This window comes from Paraburkholderia podalyriae (assembly GCF_014397785.1).
GTDB lineage: Bacteria > Pseudomonadota > Gammaproteobacteria > Burkholderiales > Burkholderiaceae > Paraburkholderia > Paraburkholderia podalyriae.
Map to the genome: position 1 here is coordinate 28072 of NZ_VZQQ01000003.1, position 18146 is coordinate 46217.

Below are 18146 nucleotides of genomic sequence, written 5' to 3' on the forward strand. Positions count from 1 at the left end.
GCGTTTAGTCCACGTGGTAGTTAGGAGCTTCCTTGGTGATTTGCACGTCATGCACGTGCGACTCGCGCAGGCCCGCACCGGTGATCTGCACGAACTCGGCCTTCTCGTTCATTTCGGCGATGGTGCGGCAGCCGCAGTAGCCCATGCTCGCGCGCACGCCGCCGATCAGCTGGAACAGGATCGCGTTGACCGAGCCTTTGTACGCGACGCGACCTTCGATGCCTTCCGGCACGAGCTTGTCGATGTTCGCCGAGTTGTCCTGGAAGTAGCGGTCCGCCGCGCCGTCCTTCATCGCGCCGACCGAGCCCATGCCGCGGTACGACTTGTACTGGCGGCCCTGGTACAGGAACACTTCGCCCGGCGACTCTTCGGTACCGGCGAACATGCTGCCCATCATCACGGCGCTCGCACCGGCCGCGAGCGCCTTGCTGACGTCGCCCGAGAAGCGCACGCCGCCGTCGGCGATGACCGGCACGCCGGTGCCCTTCAGCGCTTCGGATACGTTGGAGATCGCGGTGACCTGCGGCACGCCGACGCCCGCGACGATCCGCGTGGTGCAGATCGAGCCTGGGCCGATACCGACCTTGACGCCGTCCGCGCCATATTCGACGAGCGCCCTGGCAGCCGCGGCGGTCGCGATGTTGCCGCCGACCACCTCGACGTGCGGAAAATTCTGCTTGACCCACTGGACGCGCTCGAGCACGCCCTTGCTGTGGCCATGCGCGGTATCGACGACGATCACGTCGACGCCCGCCTGCACGAGCAGCTCGACGCGCTCTTCGTTGTCCGCCCCGACGCCGACCGCCGCGCCCGCGCGCAGCTTGCCGTGCTCGTCCTTGCACGCGTCCGGGTGCTCGGTCTGCTTGGTGATGTCCTTGACGGTCATCAGGCCGCGCAGTTCGAACGCGTCGTTGACGACCAGCACGCGCTCGAGGCGGTGGCTGTGCATCAGCGCCTTCGCTTCGGCGAGCGGTGTGCCTTCCTTGACGGTGACGAGGCGCTCGCGCGGCGTCATGATGTTGCGCACCGGCTCGTCCAGACGCTCTTCGAAGCGCAGGTCGCGGTTCGTCACGATGCCGACGAGCTGCGAGCCCTCGAGCACCGGGAAGCCGGAAATGCCATGCTGGTGCGACAGCGCGATCACGTCGCGCACTTTCATTTGCGGCGGCACCGTGATCGGATCGCGCACGACGCCCGACTCGAAACGCTTGACCTTCGCGACTTCGCGCGCCTGCTCGGCCGGCGTGAGGTTCTTGTGGATGATGCCGACACCGCCCATTTGCGCCATGGCGATTGCCAGACGTGCTTCGGTGACCGTATCCATCGCGGCGGACACGAGCGGCATGTTGACGGAAATGTTGCGGGTCAGCCGGGTCTTGAGGCTGGTGTCGCGCGGCAGAACATCGGAGAAGGCCGGGACGAGGAGCACGTCATCGAACGTGAGTGCTGTTGGGATCAGACGCATGGCAAATCCTATAGGCGCAAAAGCGAATTATACGCGATACCACCCCGGTTTTCACTGTGCGAACAGCAGCTTAGCGAATTTCAGACGATTTTCTACCGATCCGGCAGGCGCCGATTTCGCTTGCCCGTTCGCGTCTCGTTCGATCGGTTTTCGTTTGCGCGTTCGGCGGCGAAATCGGGGAAGAGCCGGCGGCCATCCGCGGCGCTGCCCCTGATGGATCGGCCCGAATGCAGGATCGAACAAGACGCCCCGCGCGCAAAGCCGCTACTCTCCCGACCATTCCAGGTTTTCCAGCAGGGGCAGTCGATGCAGCGCGGTGTCGTATACGGGGTCATGGCCGGAGCCTTGTGGGGCATGGTGTTTCTGGTGCCGCGGGTGCTGCCCGACTTCTCCCCGCTGCTGCTCGTCGCCGGCCGCTACTCGATGTACGGCGTCGTGTCGCTCGCCGCGGCGCTGCCGATCGCGGGCTCGCTCGCCAAACGGCTGACCCGCGAGGATCTGATCGCGCTCGTGAAGCTCGCGCTCGCCGGCAATATCGTCTATTACCTGCTGCTGACGGCCGCCGTGCACCTGATCGGGATCGCGCCGGCCTCGCTGATCGTCGGCGTGCTGCCGGTCACGGTGACGCTGGCGGGCCGGCGCGATCACGGCGCGGTACCGCTCGCGCGCCTCGCATGGCCACTGGCGACGGTGATGGCGGGCATCGTCTGCATCAATATCGATGTGTTGACGGTGGCCGGCGCGACGCCGGTGAGCGTCGCGACGCGCCTGCTCGGCATGGCCTGCGCGGTCGGCGCGCTGATCTGCTGGACCTGGTTCGCGGTCGAGAACGCCCGCTACCTGCAGCGTCAGAGGCATTTCAGCGGCAACGAGTGGTCGGTGCTATGGGGCGTCGTGACGGGCGCGCTCGGCGGCGCGTTGTGGCTCGTGGTCGCGGTACTGCCGTCGGGCGGCCCGCTGGGCGAACTGGCCGACGCGCGCTGGCACACGTTCTGGCTGCTGAACCTGGTGCTCGCGATCGGCGCGTCGTGGCTCGGCAACGGCCTGTGGAATGCCGCGGCAAAACGGCTGCCGCTGACGCTGTCCGGCCAGATGATCGTGTTCGAGACGCTCTTCGCGCTGCTCTACGCGTTCATTTATGACGAGCGCCTGCCGCGACCGCTCGAACTGGCGGCGATCCTGCTGCTGGTCGCGGGGGTCTGGTGGTCGGTGCGCCGGCATTCGGACGACGATTCGTCGGGCGCGGCGCGCATCGAGCGGATGGAGGATAAGGCGCGGACGTCGACGCCTTGATGTGAGTGACGAGATCGGAAACTGGCGGCGGGCGCAGAGCAAAGCCGCGACCGCAATCCTCGCCTACCGCGAATCCTTGTTGAGCCAGCGCCGCCCCTCGATCGACCCCGCCTTGCGCGTCTTTTCGACGCGGCGTTGTCGCGACACTTTCGGATCAACCAGCAGCGGGCGGTAAATCTCGACGCGATCATGGTCGGCCAGCACCGCATCGAGCGGCTTGAGCTTGCCGAACACGCCCACCTTCTGCGTGTTCAGATCGATCGACGGAAAACGCCGCAGAATCCCGCTCGCGTCGATCGCCTGTTGCAGCGTCGCGCCCGCGGGCAACTCGACCGGAATCAGCGCCTGCTCACCGGCGAGCGCATAGCAGACCTCAACCGATAGCCGCGCGCTCATGCCTGACCATAGCGCTGATTGGCGCGCTTCACGAAGGATTCGACGAAGGTATTGGCGATGTGATTGAACACTGGCCCGATGATCTTCTCGAGCAGGATGCTGGTGAACTCGTAGTGCAGCGCGAATTCGATCTTGCACGCATCGGCGCGCAGCGGCGTGAAGCGCCAGAACCCGGTGAACTTGCGAAACGGACCGTCGGCGAATTCCATGTCGATGCGCGTGGGGCGCTCCATCGAGTTGCGCGTGGCGAAATGCTGCTTGATGCCCTTGAAGTTGATATCGATCTTCGCCTCCATGCTGGTGTCGTCCCGATGACGAATTTCGATGCCCCCGCACCATGGCAGGAAGTTGGGGTAGTCGTCGACGTCGGTGACGAGATCGAACATCTGCTCCGCCGAATGGCGAATCAACACGGTTTTCTGGACATCTGCCATAAATTGAACAGCGCGTGGCAAGGGTGGACGAGCGCCGCGGGCTTTCCTTGCCCCGCTTTGCTAAAATGGTGATTTTAAACGAGTTGGGCACTTTCCATTCATGAGCATTATCGACAACAGAAAAGCCTTCTACGACTATTCGGTCGAGGAACGCTATGAGGCAGGACTCGTGCTCGAAGGATGGGAGGTCAAGGCGTTGCGCGCAGGGCGCGGCCAGATCAAGGAAGGCTACGTGGTGATCCGCAACGGCGAGCTGTTCCTGATCGGCACGCACATCAGCCCGCTGCCCGAAGCGTCGACGCACATCCATCCCGACCCGGTGCGCACGCGCAAGTTGCTGCTGCATAGCGAGGAAATCAGCAAGCTGATCGGCAAGGTCGAGCAGCGCGGCTACACGCTGGTGCCGCTGAATTTTCACTACAAGAACGGTCGCGTCAAATGCGAGATCGGCCTCGCTAAGGGCAAGAAGATGCACGACAAGCGCGAGACCGAGAAGAAGCGCGACTGGGAACGCGAGAAGGCGCGCTTGATGCGCTCGCCGACCTAAGCGCGATTCGTTTCCGGCTCACGCAACAATGGCCCGCACATCGATGTGCGGGCCATTTGCTTTTACGTCGCGCTCTCATTGCGCATTCATTGCGCGCTCATTGCTCAATTCGTCAACGCAAGTCACTGCGCGGCGGCTCCGCTGCCGCCTTGCCCTTGTTCACGATGGTCAGCGCCGACGCTATCATCGAACTCATGTTCGACATGTCGCCCGGCACGATCAGTGTCGTGCCCTGCTTCGCCAGGTTCGAGAACGCGTTCACGTACTGTTCGGCCACCTTCAGATTCACCGCGTCCATGCCGCCGTTCAGCTGGATCGCCGCCGCGATTTTCTGGATCGCTTGCGCGTTCGCCTCGGCCACGGCCAGAATCGCCGCGGCCTGCCCTTGTGCCTGGTTGATCGCCGCCTGACGCTCGCCCTCCGACTTCTGGATCGCCGCCTCGCGGCCGCCCGACGCGATATTGATCTGCTCCTGCTTGCGCCCTTCCGATGCTGCGATCAGCGCGCGCTTCTCGCGCTCGGCGGTGATCTGCGCCTGCATCGCGTGAAGGATCTCCTTTGGCGGCGTCAGGTCCTTGATCTCGTAGCGCAGCACTTTGACGCCCCAGTTCGCGGCCGCTTCGTCGAGCGCCGACACGATGCTGTGATTGATGAAATCGCGCTCTTCGAAGGTCCGGTCGAGTTCCAGCTTGCCGATGACCGAGCGCAGCGTGGTCTGCGACAGCTGCGTGATCGCGAACACGAAGTTGCTCGATCCATACGACGCCTTCATCGGATCGGTGACCTGAAAATACAGCACGCCGTCGACCTGAAGCTGCGTGTTGTCGCGCGTGATACAGACCTGGCTCGGCACCTCGAGCGGAATTTCCTTCAGCACATGCTTGTATGCGACCCGGTCGACAAACGGCAACGCGAAGCTCAGACCCGGCGTCAGTGTCGCGTGATAGCGGCCGAAGCGCTCGAGCACCCACGCATGCTGCTGCGGCACGATCTTGATGGTCTGCGACGCGAGCACGATCACGACGATCAACAGCATTGCCCCGACGATGGTTGAATCCATTTCGCTACCCTCCGATTCTGATTCGAATAGTTGTGCGCAGGTTGGTCGGGCCTGCGTTTTCAGCTTAGGCGCTAGTGCTTCGCTTTGTGAAAGATGTCGATGAGCGCGTGTGTTGCGAACATCGCACCCAACGCCCGCGTTCAGATCGCCAGGTCGCGCTCGCGCGCGCCTTCGGTTGCCGGCTCGCGACGACAACGAGGCAACTGCCGCGCAATTCCCTGATCTCGTAGACCTGCGCGTCTTCCGGTTCGCCCGCAGCCAGCTCGACGTCCCATGCCGCGCCACGATAGGTCGCGCGTGCTTTGCGCCCCTGCCAGGCCGGCACGTTCAGCGTCTGCCCGATATCCAGATTGACGTCCGGATTGCGCGACGCCTGCTCGCGCTTGCGGCGGCCAAAGCGCGAGCGTCTGAGCATCACGACTGCCGCGAGCGCGACCAGCGCCGCCACCCCGAACTGCAGATCGGTCCCAGCGCCGGCAATCCGTGCAAGCGCGGCCGCAACCAAGCCGAACGCGATCATCAACAGATAGAAGGTGCCGCTCATCAACTCCAGCACGACAAGCACACCCGCTCCGATCCACCAGAACAGTCCACCAGGCGCCACGTCGACCTCCACAAAGCAAAAACACCCCGGATCTACCGGGGTGTTTATAGCACGAAGCGGGCGTGCCTTTGACGCATGCCGAATGCCGCGGGCGAAGCGGCATGCGGCAGCTCGCGAGTTACTGCTTCGACTTCGCCAACTGTTGCCACGTATCGATGATCGTGTCCGGGTTCAGCGAAATCGACTTGATGCCTTGGTCCGTCAGCCATTGCGCGAAGTCCGGATGATCCGACGGCCCCTGGCCGCAGATACCGACGTACTTGTCCAGACGCAGACAGGTTTCGATCGCGCGCTTGAGCAGGAACTTGACCGCTGGATCACGCTCGTCGAAATCGACCGCGAGCAGTTCCATGCCCGAGTCGCGGTCGAGGCCGAGCGTGAGCTGCGTCAGGTCGTTCGAGCCGATCGAGAATCCGTCGAAGTACTGCAGGAACTCTTCCGCGAGGATCGCGTTCGTCGGCACTTCGCACATCATGATCAGACGCAGGCCCTTCTCGCCGCGCTTCAGGCCGAACTTGCCGAGCAATTCGACCACGCGCGCCGCCTGCTTCAGCGTACGCACGAACGGCACCATGATCTCGACGTTGTCCAGGCCCATCTCTTCGCGCACCTTCTTCAGCGCGACGCATTCCATCTGGAACGCCTCGGCGAAGTCTTCCGCGATATAGCGCGACGCGCCGCGGAAGCCCAGCATCGGGTTTTCCTCGTCCGGCTCGTAGCGCGAACCGCCGATCAGCTTCTTGTACTCGTTCGACTTGAAGTCCGACATCCGCACGATGACGGGCTTCGGATAAAACGCGGCCGCGATCGTCGCGATGCCTTCGGTCAGCTTGTCGACGTAGAACGCGCGCGGCGACGCGTGACCGCGCGCGACGCTTTCGACCGCCTTCTTCAGGTCCTGATCGACGTTCGGGTACTCGAGGATCGCCTTCGGGTGCACGCCGATGTTGTTGTTGATGATGAACTCGAGACGCGCGAGACCGACACCCGCGTTCGGCAGTTGCGAGAAGTCGAACGCGAGTTGCGGATTGCCGACGTTCATCATGATCTTCACCGGAATCGGCGGCAGTTCGCCGCGCTGCACTTCGGTGATTTCGGTTTCGAGCAGGCCGTCGTAGATCTTGCCTTCGTCGCCTTCAGCGCACGACACGGTGACGAGCGCGCCGTCCTTCAGCATGTCGGTCGCGTCGCCGCAGCCGACCACGGCCGGTACGCCCAGCTCGCGCGCGATGATCGCCGCGTGGCAGGTGCGGCCGCCACGGTTCGTGACGATCGCCGACGCACGCTTCATGACCGGCTCCCAGTTCGGGTCGGTCATGTCCGCGACGAGCACGTCGCCCGGCTGCACACGGTCCATCTCCGACGGATCGTGGATCACCCGCACCGGACCCGCGCCGATCTTCTGACCGATCGCGCGGCCCGTTGCCAGCACGTTCGACTGACCCTTCAGCTTGAAGCGCTGCTCGGCCTTGCCGCCGCCCTGGCTCTTCACGGTCTCGGGACGCGCCTGCAGGATGAAGATCTTGCCGTCGCGGCCGTCCTTGCCCCACTCGATGTCCATCGGACGCTGGTAGTGCTTCTCAATGATGACCGCGTACTTCGCAAGCTCGATCACGTCTTCGTCGGTGATCGAGAAGCGGTTGCGCTGCTCGTGCGCGACGTCGATGGTCTTCACGCGGCCCGGCTCGCCCGGCTTCGTGAACTCCATCTTGATCAGCTTCGAGCCGATCGAGCGGCGGATGATCGGGTACTTGCCCTGCGCGAGCGTGGTCTTGAAGACGTAGAACTCGTCCGGATTCACCGCGCCCTGCACGACGGTCTCGCCGAGGCCATAGCTCGACGTGATGAAGACAGCATCCTTGAAACCGGATTCGGTATCGAGCGTGAACATCACGCCCGCGGCGCCGACATCCGAGCGCACCATGCGCTGCACACCCGCGGACAACGCGACTTCAGCATGCGTGAAGCCCTTGTGGACGCGATAGGAGATCGCGCGGTCGTTGTACAGCGACGCGAACACGTGCTTCATGCGATCGAGCACGTCGTCGATGCCGACCACGTTCAGGTAGCTTTCCTGCTGACCGGCGAACGATGCGTCCGGCAAGTCTTCCGCGGTCGCGGATGAACGCACGGCAAACGACAGCTCTTCGGGCGAGCTCTTTTGCAGCGTGTCGAACCCCGCGCGAATGTCAGCCTCGAGCTGCGGCTGCAGCGGCGCGTCGACGATCCATTGACGGATCTCCTTGCCCGCTTCGGCGAGCGCCTTCACGTCGTCGACGTCGAGCGTCTCGAGACGTTTGGCGATGCGTTCGGTCAGATCGTTGTGCTGCAGGAAGTCACGGAACGCGAGCGCGGTGGTCGCGAAGCCGGTCGGCACGCGCACGCCGGCTTCGGCGAGCTGGCTGATCATCTCGCCCAGCGACGCGTTCTTGCCGCCGACGATTTCCACGTCGGTCATCCGCAACTGCTCGAACGGAACTACATACGCCTTGTCCTTTGCGACGGTAACTGCGTTAGTCATACAAGCCCCTAAGTGTGAAAGAAATTCACGGCTGTGCAAGTGGGCTTGAACACGGGCAGCCCGTAGGAAGCTCGACCCCGTGTCTTGCGCAACCTGTTAGATAAGCAATCGTCTGGACAGCGGAGATGCGTTGCATGGCGCGCCGGCCGCGGAGCACGAGGCGGACGCGCCAAAGAACGCGGTTGAACGGACTTACCGCTCGATCTGTTGCGTTCAACGCATGTTGCCATTAGGTAGCGTGACGTTGAACGACCGTTCGCGGCAAGTTAGCGGCCAATCGCCTGCAATTGCTTATCCAACAGGTTGCCGCTATTCTACCGTGCCGACTCCTGAAATGTGGCAGTCGGTCGAGAAATGCGCCTCGAATCGCGCCCCGACCGAGCCAGCGGGCTTTTTGCGAGACCGCCCGCGCGGACGCGAGCGTGACGCCCGCCGCCGCGCGGTTTGATTCGAGCGCGTTGTCGCGCTCGCGCTTTCCGGCTCATTTGCCTTTCACGTTCACAGCCCCACTGATGCCGCCCACCGTATTCATCGTCTCAGACGGTACCGGGATTACTGCCGAAACCTTCGCGCATTCGATCCTCTCCCAGTTCGACCAGAAATTCCGCCTGGTCCGCGTGCCTTTCGTCGACTCGACCGAGAAGGCCTATGCGACGCTCGAAAAGATCAACGAAGCGGTCGTGCAGGACGGCCGTCGTCCGATCGTATTCACCACGCTGGTCGATAGCTCGTCGAATCAGATCGTCAAGGATTCGAACGCGCTCGTACTCGACATGTTCCAGACCTTCGTCGAGCCGCTCGAGCAGGAACTGGAACTGAAGTCGAGCCACGCGATGGGCCGCGGCCACCAGAACGCTGACACCGAGGAGTACAAGAACCGGATCGAGGCGATCAATTTCTCGCTCGCGCACGACGACGGCCAATCGAACCGCAATCTCGCAGACGCCGACGTGATTCTCGTCGGCGTGTCGCGCAGCGGCAAGACGCCGACGAGCCTTTATCTGGCGATGCAGTACGGCGTGAAAGCGGCGAACTATCCACTGATTCCCGAAGATTTCGAACGCGGCAAGCTGCCGACGCCGCTGCTCGAGCATCGGCAGAAGATGTTCGGGTTGTCGATCGATCCGCAGCGGTTGTCGGAAATCCGCAACGAGCGGCGGCCGGGCAGCAAGTATGCGGCGCTGGAAAACTGCCGCTACGAGATCAACGAAGCGGAAGCGATGATGCGGCGCGAGGGGATCAAGTGGCTATCGTCGACGCACAAGTCGATCGAGGAGATCGCGACCACGATCCTGCAGGAGATCAAACTGGATCGGTCGTCGTATTGACGGACAGCCGGGCAAGCATGGCGTTGCCTGATCGAGGACCCGGCGACGCCAGCCGCGTCTAGTTTTGGCACCCGCGCTGCTGCCGGCATTGCTCGAATACGCAGACCGCCGCCGCGGCCGCCACGTTCAGCGACTCCATCCCCCCCGGCTGCGGGATCGTCACGCGCAACGACACGGCATCGCGCCACGCCTGCGACACGCCCGCCCCTTCGTTGCCGAACACCCACGCGAGCGACTTGTTCAGGTCGCTGTCATAGATCGCTTCGGCGCCGTGCGAATCGGTGATCACGATCGGCACCGCGAGGCGCTCGATCAGCGCATCCGCTTCGACGTCCTCATGAATCTGCAACAGGAAGTGCGCTCCCATCCCCGAGCGCAGCACCTTCGACGACCACGCGTATGCGGTGCCCGGCGCGCAGAACACGTGCCCGATACCCGCAGCCGCCGCGCTGCGCAGAATCGAGCCGACGTTGCCCGCGTCCTGCACGCCGTCGAGCACTAGACAGTTTTGCTCGACGCGTTCGGGCAACGGCGCATCGAGCTTGTCGACGAGCAGCACAATCCCGACCCCATGCACGACATTCGACAACTGCCCGAACAGCGCATCCGGCAGCGTCACGAGCCGATGCTCGTCGATGCGCGACACGATTGCCCGCGCTTCGTCGTGACGCAGCGCACCGTCGGTGACGACGCATAGCTCCGGCTGACCGGCGACGTCGAGATACGCACTCGCGAGATGGAAGCCCTCGAGTAGCGCATGGCCGCTGCGGCGCTGTTGATGCGTTGAGCCGGCCAGTGCCTTCAGGCGCTTGTAGAGCGGATTGTCCCGCGAGGTGATGGCTTTCACAGGCAGCGAAGGCGGTGAGAAGGGAAAAGGAATCAGCGGCAATCAACGGCACGCGAGCGCGGAGCGCGCCTGAGCCGCGCTTACGGGTCGCTCACGCGAGGCCGGCTTCGCCGAACGCATCGTCGTCGAGCAGCGCGTCGGCCACGATGACGGCGTCTGCCGCCGGTAACGGCACGCCTGTGCCGAACCGCAGATGCGCTTCGCGCACCGGCCCAAACGACCGCCGATGATGCTCGCACGGCCCATGCTCGCGCAGCGCCGCGAGATGCTGCGGTGTGCCGTAACCGGCGTGCGCGTCGAAGCCGTACATCGGATAGGTCTGGTGCAGTTCGACCAGCATGCGGTCGCGCGCGACCTTTGCAAGAATCGACGCCGCCGAAATACTTTTCACCAGCGCGTCGCCGCCGATCACCGCCTCGCTGCGGATGCTGAGCGTCGGGCAACGGTTGCCGTCGACCTTCACGAGCGTCGGCACGACCGACAGGCCCTCGACCGCGCGCTTCATCGCGAGCATGGTGGCGTGCAGGATGTTCAGCGAATCGATTTCCTCGACCGTCGCCGACGCGATGCAGTACGCGAGCGCACGCTCGACGATCTTGTCGTACAGCGCTTCACGCTTGAGTGCGCTCAGCACTTTGGAATCGTCGAGGCCGCGGATCATCGGTTTGGCCGGATTGAAAATCACCGCCGCCGCGACGACCGGACCGGCCAGCGGCCCGCGCCCGGCTTCGTCGACGCCGCAGACGATGTCGTCGACGCTCTCGAAGTTCAGGCCGCCCTGCGCAACCACCCGAACGGCGGCCGCGGTCTTGCGCAGAGACGCGCGCGCGGCGGTCATGGCCGCCCCGCCCGCTGCTCGACGACGCTCGCCACGACTTCGGCCGCCCGCTGCGCGGTGTTCTGCTTCAGCACGTGATGCATCTCCGTGAAGATTTCCGTCAGCGTGCGCCGGTTCGCTTCGTCGCGCAACTGTTTCAGCGTCGCCTCGGCGAGCGCCTGCGGCGTCGCGAAGTGCTGCAGGATCTCCGGCACCACGAAACGCCCGGCCAGGATGTTCGGCAGGCCAACGTACGGCAGATACCCCTGGCGACGCATGATCTGGCCGGTCAGCCAGGGCACCTTGTACGAAATCACCATCGGCTTTTTCAGCAGCGCGGCTTCGAGCGTGACGGTGCCGCTCTTCACGAGGATCGCGTCGGCGGCGGTCATCGCGAGTTGCGACTGGCCTTCGGTGATGGTCAGCGCGAGACCCGGATGCGCATCGACGAGCGGCTGCAGCAACGTGCGCAACGCGCGCGTCGCGGCCGGCATCACGAAGCGCACGCCGGGCTCCTGGTGCTGCATCATCTCCATCGCGGCGAAGAACGTCGGGCCGATCAGCTCGATCTCGGAACGCCGGCTGCCCGGCAGCACCGCGATCACCGGTCCGCTTTCCGCGAGACCGAGCGCGCGGCGCGCGCCGGGTGTGTCGGGTTCGAACGGGATCTGGTCGGCCAGCGGATGCCCGACGTACGACGCCGCGACACCCGCCTTTTCGAGCAGCGCGGTTTCGAACGGGAACACGCACAGCATGTGGTCAACCGCCTTGGCGATCTTCTTGATGCGCCCGCCGCGCCACGCCCAGATGGACGGGCAAACGAAGTGTACGGTTGGAATCCCGGCGTCGCGCAAAGCGTGCTCGAGCCCGAAATTGAAATCGGGTGCGTCGACGCCGACGAACACTGACGGCGGCTCGGCGAGCAGCTGACGCTTCAGCTCGTTGCGGATGCCGAGGATTTCAGGAATGTGCCGCAGCGCTTCGACATAGCCGCGCACCGTCAGCTTTTCCATCGGCCAGTGGGCGTCGAAGCCCGCGGCGATCATGCGCGGACCGCCGATGCCATAGTATTGCGTGGCGGCCGGCAACCGGCTGGCGAGACCGTCGAGCAGCGATGCGGCGAGCAAGTCCCCGGACGGCTCGCCGGCCACCATCGCGACACGCAGCGGATTGAGTGGCAACGTCATCGGTCAGCGGATGATGCCGCGCTGCGACGCTTCGACGAACGCGAGCAGCGTCTGCACCGGCGCGTCGCCGTCACCGCCGGCCGAACCCAGTTCCTTCAATTGCACCTTCGCTTCTTCGAGCGACAGGCCGTTCTTGTACAGCACGCGATACGCGGTGCGCAGTACCGAGATCGCGTCGGCCGAGAAGCCGCGGCGGCGCAGCCCTTCGACGTTGATGCCGTGCGGCTCGGCCTTGTTGCCCGCGGCGATCACGTAGGGCGGCACGTCCTGCACGAGCGCCGACGCGCCGCCGAGCATCGCATGCGCGCCGATGCGCACGAACTGATGCACGCCCGACATGCCGCCGATGATCGCGTAGTCGCCGATCGTCACGTGGCCGGCCATCTGCGCGTTGCTCGACAGGATCACGTTGCTGCCGACGTGGCAGTCGTGACCGATGTGCACGTAGGCCATGATCCAGTTGTCGTCGCCGAGCGTGGTGACGCCCGCGTCCTGCACCGTGCCGGTGTGGATCGTCGTGAACTCGCGGATCGTGTTGCGGTTGCCGATCACGAGCCGGGTCGGCTCGTCCCGGTACTTCATGTCCTGCGGACGGCCGCCGACCGATGCGTAATGGCCGATGCGGTTGTCTTCACCGAGCGTGGTATAGCCTTCGATCACGCTGTGCGAGCCGACCGTGCTGCGCGCACCGATCGTCACGTGTGCGCCGATCACGGCATAGGGCCCGACTTCGACGGCTTCGTCGAGCTGCGCGCCCGCTTCGATGATCGCAGTGGGATGGATCCTGCTCATGCGTCCTCGCTTCTCATTCTGTTGCGTTGTCTGGATGGACTTGCCGCCGGGCCCACCGCGCGCGTGCCGTGCCGCGCCGCGACCTGCCCGGACGCCGGCTTTACGCGTCTTTGTCCGTGTGGCGCACCGCGCACATCAGATCGGCTTCCGCCGCGACAACACCATCCACTTCGGCGCGCGCCTTGAACTTCCAGATGCCGCGCATGTGACGCTCGAACGTGCAGTTCAGCATCAACTGATCGCCCGGCTCCACCACGCGCTTGAAGCGCGCGTTGTCGATGCCGACGAACAGATACAGCGTGTTCGACGGATCGCTCGGCTCTTCCGAGAACGTCAGCAGCGCCGCGGTCTGCGCGAGCGCTTCGAGGATCAGCACGCCTGGCATCACCGGCCGCGTCGGGAAATGCCCCTGGAAATACGGCTCATTGATCGACACGTTCTTCAACGCTTTGATGCTCTTGTGCGGTTCGAGTTCGAGCACCCGGTCGACCAGCAGGATCGGATAACGATGCGGCAGCAGCGTGAGAATCTTATGAATGTCGAGATTGATTTTTTCGGTGCTCATGGTGTTTCTGCTCACGCATTGACTGCGCGATGATGACTGCGGATGCTGGTGCAGGTGGGTTGAAAACGCGCGCGACCGGCGCCTCTGATGACCGGTGGCCGTGCCACCCGGTCACGGCCACCGGCTTTGCTTCATGATGCTCGCCCGCTATTTTACGCGGTGCCTGTGGGCCGCCGGGATAACTGTCAGCTCTTGTTGCCTGCGGGTTGACCTGCGGCGCCGTCAGTGGCATTGGTGCCGGCCTTGTCGGCCGTGACGTTCTCCAGGGCCTTGATGCGATCGCGAAGCTTGTCGATATTGCGCAGCAGCGCGGCGCTTTTGTTCCAGTCCGCGTGGTTCACGGCCGGGAACGCACTCGTGTACATGCCTGGCTTCAGCAGCGACTTCGACACGCCCGACTTCGCGGTGACGATCACGTGATCGGCAAGCGTCACGTGTCCGGCGATGCCGACCGCGCCGCCGATCATGCAATGACGGCCGATCGTCGTGCTGCCCGCGATACCCGCGCAGCCCGCGATCACCGTGTACGCGCCGACCTTGCAGTTATGGCCGATCTGTACGAGATTGTCGATCTTCACGCACTCCTCGATGATCGTGTCGGCCATCGCGCCGCGGTCGATCGTGGTGTTCGCGCCGATTTCGACGTCGCTCGCGATCGACACACCGCCGACCTGCGGAATCTTGACCCAGCGGCCGGTGCGTGCGTCGCCCTCGCCGACGAAATCGGGCGCAAAGCCGAAGCCATCCGAGCCGATCACCGCGCCGGCGTGCACGATCACGCGCTCGCCGAGCTTGCAGCCGTGGTACACGGTCACGTTCGGATACAGATGCGAGTTCGCACCGACGCGCGTGCCGTGGCCAATTACGACGTTGGCGTCGAGCCGCGCGTGCTCGCCGATCACCGCGCCCGCTTCCACGGTGACGCGCGGGCCGATCACCGCGCTCGCGGCGACCTGCGCGGAAGGATCGATGGTTGCGCTTGGATGCACGCTTGGCAACGCCTTCGGCGAGGCGAGGTCGATGAAGGTTTGCGCGATGCGCGCAAAGTAAGCATAGGGATTCGGCGTGACGATGAAGTTTCGAGCTTCGCGCGAGGCGAGCTTCGCGAGGTCGCCGGCATTGATCAGCACCGCGCCGGCGCGGGTCGTTTCGACCTGCGACAGATACTTCGGATTGGCGAGGAACGCCAACTGGTCCGGGCCTGCCTGGTCGAGCGGCGCAAGACTGCTCACGCGCTGCGCCCTGTTACCGACTACCTCACCGCCGAACCGCTGGACGATGTCCTCGAGCGAAAATGCCATGCCTATCCTGTCTCTAGCCTGTTCAATCATTGCGAGGGCGCGCGCCGGGCGACCATGCGCGCCCTTAATTGCCCGATGCCGCCAGCGCCTTCAGCACCTGGTCGGTGATATCGATGCGCGGACTCACGTACACCGCTTCCTGCACGATCAGATCGTAGTGTTGCGTTTCGGCGATCTGCTTGATGACCTTGTTGGCGCGATCGAGCACCGCCGCGAGTTCCTCGTTGCGCCGCTGGTTCAGGTCTTCGCGGAACTCACGCTGCTTGCGCTGGAAGTCCGAGTCGAGCTGCGACAGGTCGCGCTGCTTCTGCGCGCGATCGGTCGCCGACATTGTCGCGCCATTCTTGTCGAGTGCATCGGACATCGACTTGAGCTTTTGCGCCATGTCGGCAAGATCCTTGTCCCGCTTCGCGAATTCGGCCTCGAGCTTCAGCTGCGCGGCTTTCGCCGCCGCCGATTCGCGCAGGATGCGGTCGGAATTCACCGCGGCGATCCTCGCCTCCTGCGCGTGCGCCATGCCGACCCCGAGGGTCATTGCCAGCGCCAATGCGCACGCTACACGTTTCGAAAACATACCGGTTAGCAAAGTCATCCTCTCGATACTGTAGTTTGGCCGGGCCGGCCGCCGCAGCCGGCCGTCGGGAGCACCCGCCGCCAGATCAGAACGCCGTCCCGATCTGGAACTGGAACTTCTGGTACTGGTCGCCAGTGTGCTTCGTGAGCGGGAAGCCAAGGCTCAGCTTGAGCGGGCCGATCGGCGAGATCCACGCGAGACCCACACCGTAGCCGTAACGCAGGCCGTTCGCGCCAGTCGACGTCGCTGCCGTGCTCGCGTCGGCCCAGACATTACCAGCGTCCAGGAACGTGAACACACGCAGCGTACGGTCATAACCGGTGCCTGGCAGCGGGAACGTCAACTCGATATTGCCCACCAGCAGCTTCGAGCCGCCGATCGGGTCGCCGGTCGTTTTGTCGCGCGGACCCAGTGAACTCGGCTCATAACCGCGGACCGAACCGATACCGCCCGCGTAGTAGTTCTTGAAGATAGGATAAGGCTTGCCGCCAAGGCCGTTACCATAGCCGCCCTGGAAGTTGAAGCCCAGCACGAAGCCGCGCGCAAACGAGTAATAGTACTGCGCGTTGATGTCGGCCTTGTAGTACTGGGTGCCGCCGATCGGCGTCCCATATTCTGCGTTCGCCTGCGCGAAGTAGCCGCGGCTAGGCACGAGCGCGCTATCGCGCGCGTCACGCGACCAGCCAACCGTAAGCGGCACGTTGTTCGAAACCCGGCCGAAGTCAGTCACGTATTGCTTATATGAAGCCGGCGTGTTTGCATCGACGTCCAGTTGGTTCTGTTCGAAGCCCGCGCCGAAGTACACCGTGTCGACTTCGGAGAACGGAATGCCGAACTTCAGGTCACCGCCCATCGTGACGATCTTGAAGCTCGAATCGGTCGAGTAGTACAGCGGCTGGTACGTGCGGTAGTAGACGTCGGTGATCCGCTTGATGCCGTCCACCGTGAAGTACGGGTCGACCTGCGTGACCGTCAGCGTACGGTACGTCTTCGCGGTATTGATGTTCACCGAGAGGCTCGTGCCGGAGCCGAATACGTTGTCCTGCGAGATACCCGCCGACAGCACCACCTTGTCCGTCGATGAGAAGCCCGCGCCAAGCGTGATCGCGCCGGTCGGCTTTTCGGCGACCTTCACGTCGATGTCGACCTGGTCGGGCGTGCCTTCGACCGGCACCGTGGTCACGTCAACATCGGTGAAGTAGCCGAGACGGTTGATACGGTCCTTCGACAGCGCGAGGCGGTTCGAATCGAACCACGAGCTTTCGAGCTGGCGCATTTCGCGGCGCACCACTTCGTCGCGCGTACGCGTGTTGCCGACCACGTTGATGCGGCGCACGTACACCCGGCGGCTCGGATCGACCTGCAGCGTCAGGTCGACCGTATGGTTGTTCTGGTCGATCTGCGGTTGCGCGTTGACGGTCGCGAACGCATAACCGTACTCGCCGAGCTTGTCGACGATCGCCTTCGTGGTGGCCTGCAGCTTTTCGGCCGAGAAGCGGTCGCCCGGCTTGATCTTGACCAGCTTCTTCAGCTCCGCTTCGCGGTCGAGCAGATTGCCGGCAAGGCGGATGTTCGAAATCGTGTACGGCTGGCCTTCATGCAGCGTGACCGTCAGGTACATGTCCTTCTTGTCCGGCGAAATCGACACCTGGGTCGATTCGATGCTGAACTCAAGGTAGCCGCGGTTCAGGTAGTACGAGCGGACGTTCTCGAGGTCGCCAGTGAGCTTGTCTTTCGCGTACAGGTCGTTCTTCGTGTACCACGAGAACCAGTTCGGCGTGGACAGCTGCATTTCGTCGCGCAGCGTACCGGTGCTGAACGTCTTGTTGCCGATGAAATTGATCTGGCGGATCTTCGCGCTCGGACCTTCGGCCACCGAGAACAGGATGCCGACGCGGTTGCGGTCGATCGGCGTGATCGTCGTGGTGACCTCGGCCGCGTAGTAGCCGCGCGTCAGATACTGGCGTTTCAGTTCCTGCTCGGCCTTTTCGACGAGCGCCTTGTCGTAGTAACGGCCTTGCGACAGCCCGACCGCGCGCAGCGCCTTGATCAGGTTGTCCTTGTCGAACTCGTGGATGCCGGCGAAGTCGATCGTGCCGATGGCCGGACGCTCCTGCACCTGCACGATGACCACGCTGCCTTCGGTCGCGATCTTGACGTCGTTGAAGAAGCCCGTCGCGTACAGCGCGCGAATCGCTTCGGACGCCTTGTCGTCGGAAAAGGTATCGCCTTGCTTGATGGGCAGGTACGCGAACACGGTGCCCGGTTCGACGCGTTGCAATCCCTCAATGCGAATGTCTTGCACCACGAAGGGCGTCGTTGCGTGAGCAACCAGCCCATGCGCGGCGAACGCCGCGGCTATAACCGTCTTTGGACCAAAGCGATGAGGTTTGAACAACGTGCTTCCCCAGTGTG

Annotated in this window: 16 protein-coding genes and 1 pseudogene; 3 read left to right on the forward strand and 14 right to left on the reverse strand. The window is 63.8% G+C overall.

Annotated features, from left to right (window positions below; translation table 11 throughout):
- Positions 1 to 4 precede the first annotated feature (4 nt).
- Positions 5 to 1465 (reverse strand): IMP dehydrogenase, encoded by a 1461-nt coding sequence (gene guaB / locus F6X42_RS04025; RefSeq protein WP_187632980.1) that lies wholly within the window; start codon positions 1463 to 1465, stop codon positions 5 to 7.
- Positions 1466 to 1771: 306 nt separating this feature from the next.
- Here guaB and F6X42_RS04030 point away from each other — a divergent pair, with 306 nt between their 5' ends.
- A complete protein-coding gene (locus F6X42_RS04030; RefSeq protein WP_187633208.1) occupies positions 1772 to 2758 on the forward strand; it encodes a DMT family transporter in 987 nt (328 codons plus the stop codon).
- Positions 2759 to 2821: 63 nt separating this feature from the next.
- Here F6X42_RS04030 and F6X42_RS04035 read toward each other — a convergent pair whose 3' ends face one another.
- Positions 2822 to 3154, reverse strand: coding sequence for an RnfH family protein (locus F6X42_RS04035; protein ID WP_187632981.1), 333 nt, complete (start codon positions 3152 to 3154; stop codon positions 2822 to 2824).
- Positions 3151 to 3588 carry a type II toxin-antitoxin system RatA family toxin gene (locus tag F6X42_RS04040; RefSeq protein ID WP_187632982.1) on the reverse strand — a complete coding sequence of 146 codons (438 nt, stop codon included), beginning with the start codon at positions 3586 to 3588 and terminating at the stop codon, positions 3151 to 3153. The genes F6X42_RS04035 and F6X42_RS04040 overlap by 4 nt, the downstream gene beginning before the upstream one ends.
- A 100-nt stretch (positions 3589 to 3688) precedes the next feature.
- Between F6X42_RS04040 and smpB the strand changes: the two genes are divergently transcribed.
- Entirely contained in the window at positions 3689 to 4135 is a 447-nt protein-coding gene (gene smpB, locus F6X42_RS04045) for an SsrA-binding protein SmpB (protein ID WP_013089686.1), read from the forward strand.
- A gap of 112 nt (positions 4136 to 4247) precedes the next feature.
- On the opposite strand, the gene F6X42_RS04050 is transcribed toward smpB, so the two are convergent.
- The 3 genes and pseudogenes from F6X42_RS04050 to ppsA form a co-directional block, all read right to left on the reverse strand.
- On the reverse strand, positions 4248 to 5195 hold the full coding sequence (locus F6X42_RS04050; RefSeq protein ID WP_187632983.1) for an SPFH domain-containing protein: 948 nt from the start codon (positions 5193 to 5195) through the stop codon (positions 4248 to 4250).
- A gap of 157 nt (positions 5196 to 5352) precedes the next feature.
- A pseudogene (locus F6X42_RS04055) lies at positions 5353 to 5799 on the reverse strand (NfeD family protein); the annotation flags it as partial.
- 118 nt (positions 5800 to 5917) lie between these two features.
- The gene (gene ppsA / locus F6X42_RS04060; protein ID WP_187632984.1) at positions 5918 to 8320 is read right to left on the reverse strand and encodes a phosphoenolpyruvate synthase; all 2403 of its coding nucleotides are present in this window, start codon (positions 8318 to 8320) and stop codon (positions 5918 to 5920) included.
- A gap of 512 nt (positions 8321 to 8832) precedes the next feature.
- Here ppsA and ppsR point away from each other — a divergent pair.
- Positions 8833 to 9648, forward strand: coding sequence for a posphoenolpyruvate synthetase regulatory kinase/phosphorylase PpsR (ppsR, locus tag F6X42_RS04065; RefSeq protein ID WP_187633209.1), 816 nt, complete (start codon positions 8833 to 8835; stop codon positions 9646 to 9648).
- Between the two features lie 58 nt (positions 9649 to 9706).
- Here ppsR and F6X42_RS04070 read toward each other — a convergent pair whose 3' ends face one another.
- The 8 genes from F6X42_RS04070 to bamA all read right to left on the reverse strand — a co-directional run bounded on the left by F6X42_RS04070 (position 9707) and on the right by bamA (position 18129).
- On the reverse strand, positions 9707 to 10495 hold the full coding sequence (locus tag F6X42_RS04070) for a TrmH family RNA methyltransferase (protein ID WP_187632985.1): 789 nt from the start codon (positions 10493 to 10495) through the stop codon (positions 9707 to 9709).
- Positions 10496 to 10586: 91 nt separating this feature from the next.
- Positions 10587 to 11333, reverse strand: a complete 747-nt coding sequence (gene rnhB, locus F6X42_RS04075) for a ribonuclease HII (RefSeq protein ID WP_187632986.1) — start codon at positions 11331 to 11333, stop codon at positions 10587 to 10589.
- A complete protein-coding gene (gene lpxB / locus F6X42_RS04080; RefSeq protein ID WP_187632987.1) occupies positions 11330 to 12499 on the reverse strand; it encodes a lipid-A-disaccharide synthase in 1170 nt (389 codons plus the stop codon). The genes rnhB and lpxB overlap by 4 nt, the downstream gene beginning before the upstream one ends.
- Positions 12500 to 12502: 3 nt before the next feature.
- Positions 12503 to 13291 carry an acyl-ACP--UDP-N-acetylglucosamine O-acyltransferase gene (gene lpxA, locus F6X42_RS04085; RefSeq protein ID WP_187632988.1) on the reverse strand — a complete coding sequence of 263 codons (789 nt, stop codon included), beginning with the start codon at positions 13289 to 13291 and terminating at the stop codon, positions 12503 to 12505.
- 100 nt (positions 13292 to 13391) lie between these two features.
- Entirely contained in the window at positions 13392 to 13856 is a 465-nt protein-coding gene (gene fabZ, locus F6X42_RS04090; RefSeq protein WP_187632989.1) for a 3-hydroxyacyl-ACP dehydratase FabZ, read from the reverse strand.
- A 185-nt stretch (positions 13857 to 14041) separates the two neighbouring features.
- Positions 14042 to 15157, reverse strand: a complete 1116-nt coding sequence (lpxD, locus tag F6X42_RS04095; RefSeq protein ID WP_187632990.1) for a UDP-3-O-(3-hydroxymyristoyl)glucosamine N-acyltransferase — start codon at positions 15155 to 15157, stop codon at positions 14042 to 14044.
- 64 nt (positions 15158 to 15221) lie between these two features.
- Positions 15222 to 15743: an OmpH/Skp family outer membrane protein gene (locus tag F6X42_RS04100; RefSeq protein WP_026225318.1), complete on the reverse strand. Its 522-nt coding sequence runs from the start codon at positions 15741 to 15743 to the stop codon at positions 15222 to 15224.
- Between the two features lie 73 nt (positions 15744 to 15816).
- Entirely contained in the window at positions 15817 to 18129 is a 2313-nt protein-coding gene (gene bamA, locus F6X42_RS04105) for an outer membrane protein assembly factor BamA (RefSeq protein WP_187632991.1), read from the reverse strand.
- Between the last annotated feature and the right edge of the window lie 17 nt (positions 18130 to 18146).

What these genes read in the sequence shown, in the direction of transcription:
- guaB (WP_187632980.1), bottom strand. Translation starts at nt 1,465, where the DNA reads ATGCGTCTGATCCCAACAGCACTCACGTTCGATGACGTGCTCCTCGTC.
- F6X42_RS04030 (WP_187633208.1), top strand. Translation starts at nt 1,772, where the DNA reads ATGCAGCGCGGTGTCGTATACGGGGTCATGGCCGGAGCCTTGTGGGGC.
- F6X42_RS04035 (WP_187632981.1), bottom strand. Translation starts at nt 3,154, where the DNA reads ATGAGCGCGCGGCTATCGGTTGAGGTCTGCTATGCGCTCGCCGGTGAG.
- F6X42_RS04040 (WP_187632982.1), bottom strand. Translation starts at nt 3,588, where the DNA reads ATGGCAGATGTCCAGAAAACCGTGTTGATTCGCCATTCGGCGGAGCAG.
- smpB (WP_013089686.1), top strand. Translation starts at nt 3,689, where the DNA reads ATGAGCATTATCGACAACAGAAAAGCCTTCTACGACTATTCGGTCGAG.
- F6X42_RS04050 (WP_187632983.1), bottom strand. Translation starts at nt 5,195, where the DNA reads ATGGATTCAACCATCGTCGGGGCAATGCTGTTGATCGTCGTGATCGTG.
- ppsA (WP_187632984.1), bottom strand. Translation starts at nt 8,320, where the DNA reads ATGACTAACGCAGTTACCGTCGCAAAGGACAAGGCGTATGTAGTTCCG.
- ppsR (WP_187633209.1), top strand. Translation starts at nt 8,833, where the DNA reads ATGCCGCCCACCGTATTCATCGTCTCAGACGGTACCGGGATTACTGCC.
- rnhB (WP_187632986.1), bottom strand. Translation starts at nt 11,333, where the DNA reads ATGACCGCCGCGCGCGCGTCTCTGCGCAAGACCGCGGCCGCCGTTCGG.
- lpxB (WP_187632987.1), bottom strand. Translation starts at nt 12,499, where the DNA reads ATGACGTTGCCACTCAATCCGCTGCGTGTCGCGATGGTGGCCGGCGAG.
- lpxA (WP_187632988.1), bottom strand. Translation starts at nt 13,291, where the DNA reads ATGAGCAGGATCCATCCCACTGCGATCATCGAAGCGGGCGCGCAGCTC.
- fabZ (WP_187632989.1), bottom strand. Translation starts at nt 13,856, where the DNA reads ATGAGCACCGAAAAAATCAATCTCGACATTCATAAGATTCTCACGCTG.
- lpxD (WP_187632990.1), bottom strand. Translation starts at nt 15,157, where the DNA reads ATGGCATTTTCGCTCGAGGACATCGTCCAGCGGTTCGGCGGTGAGGTA.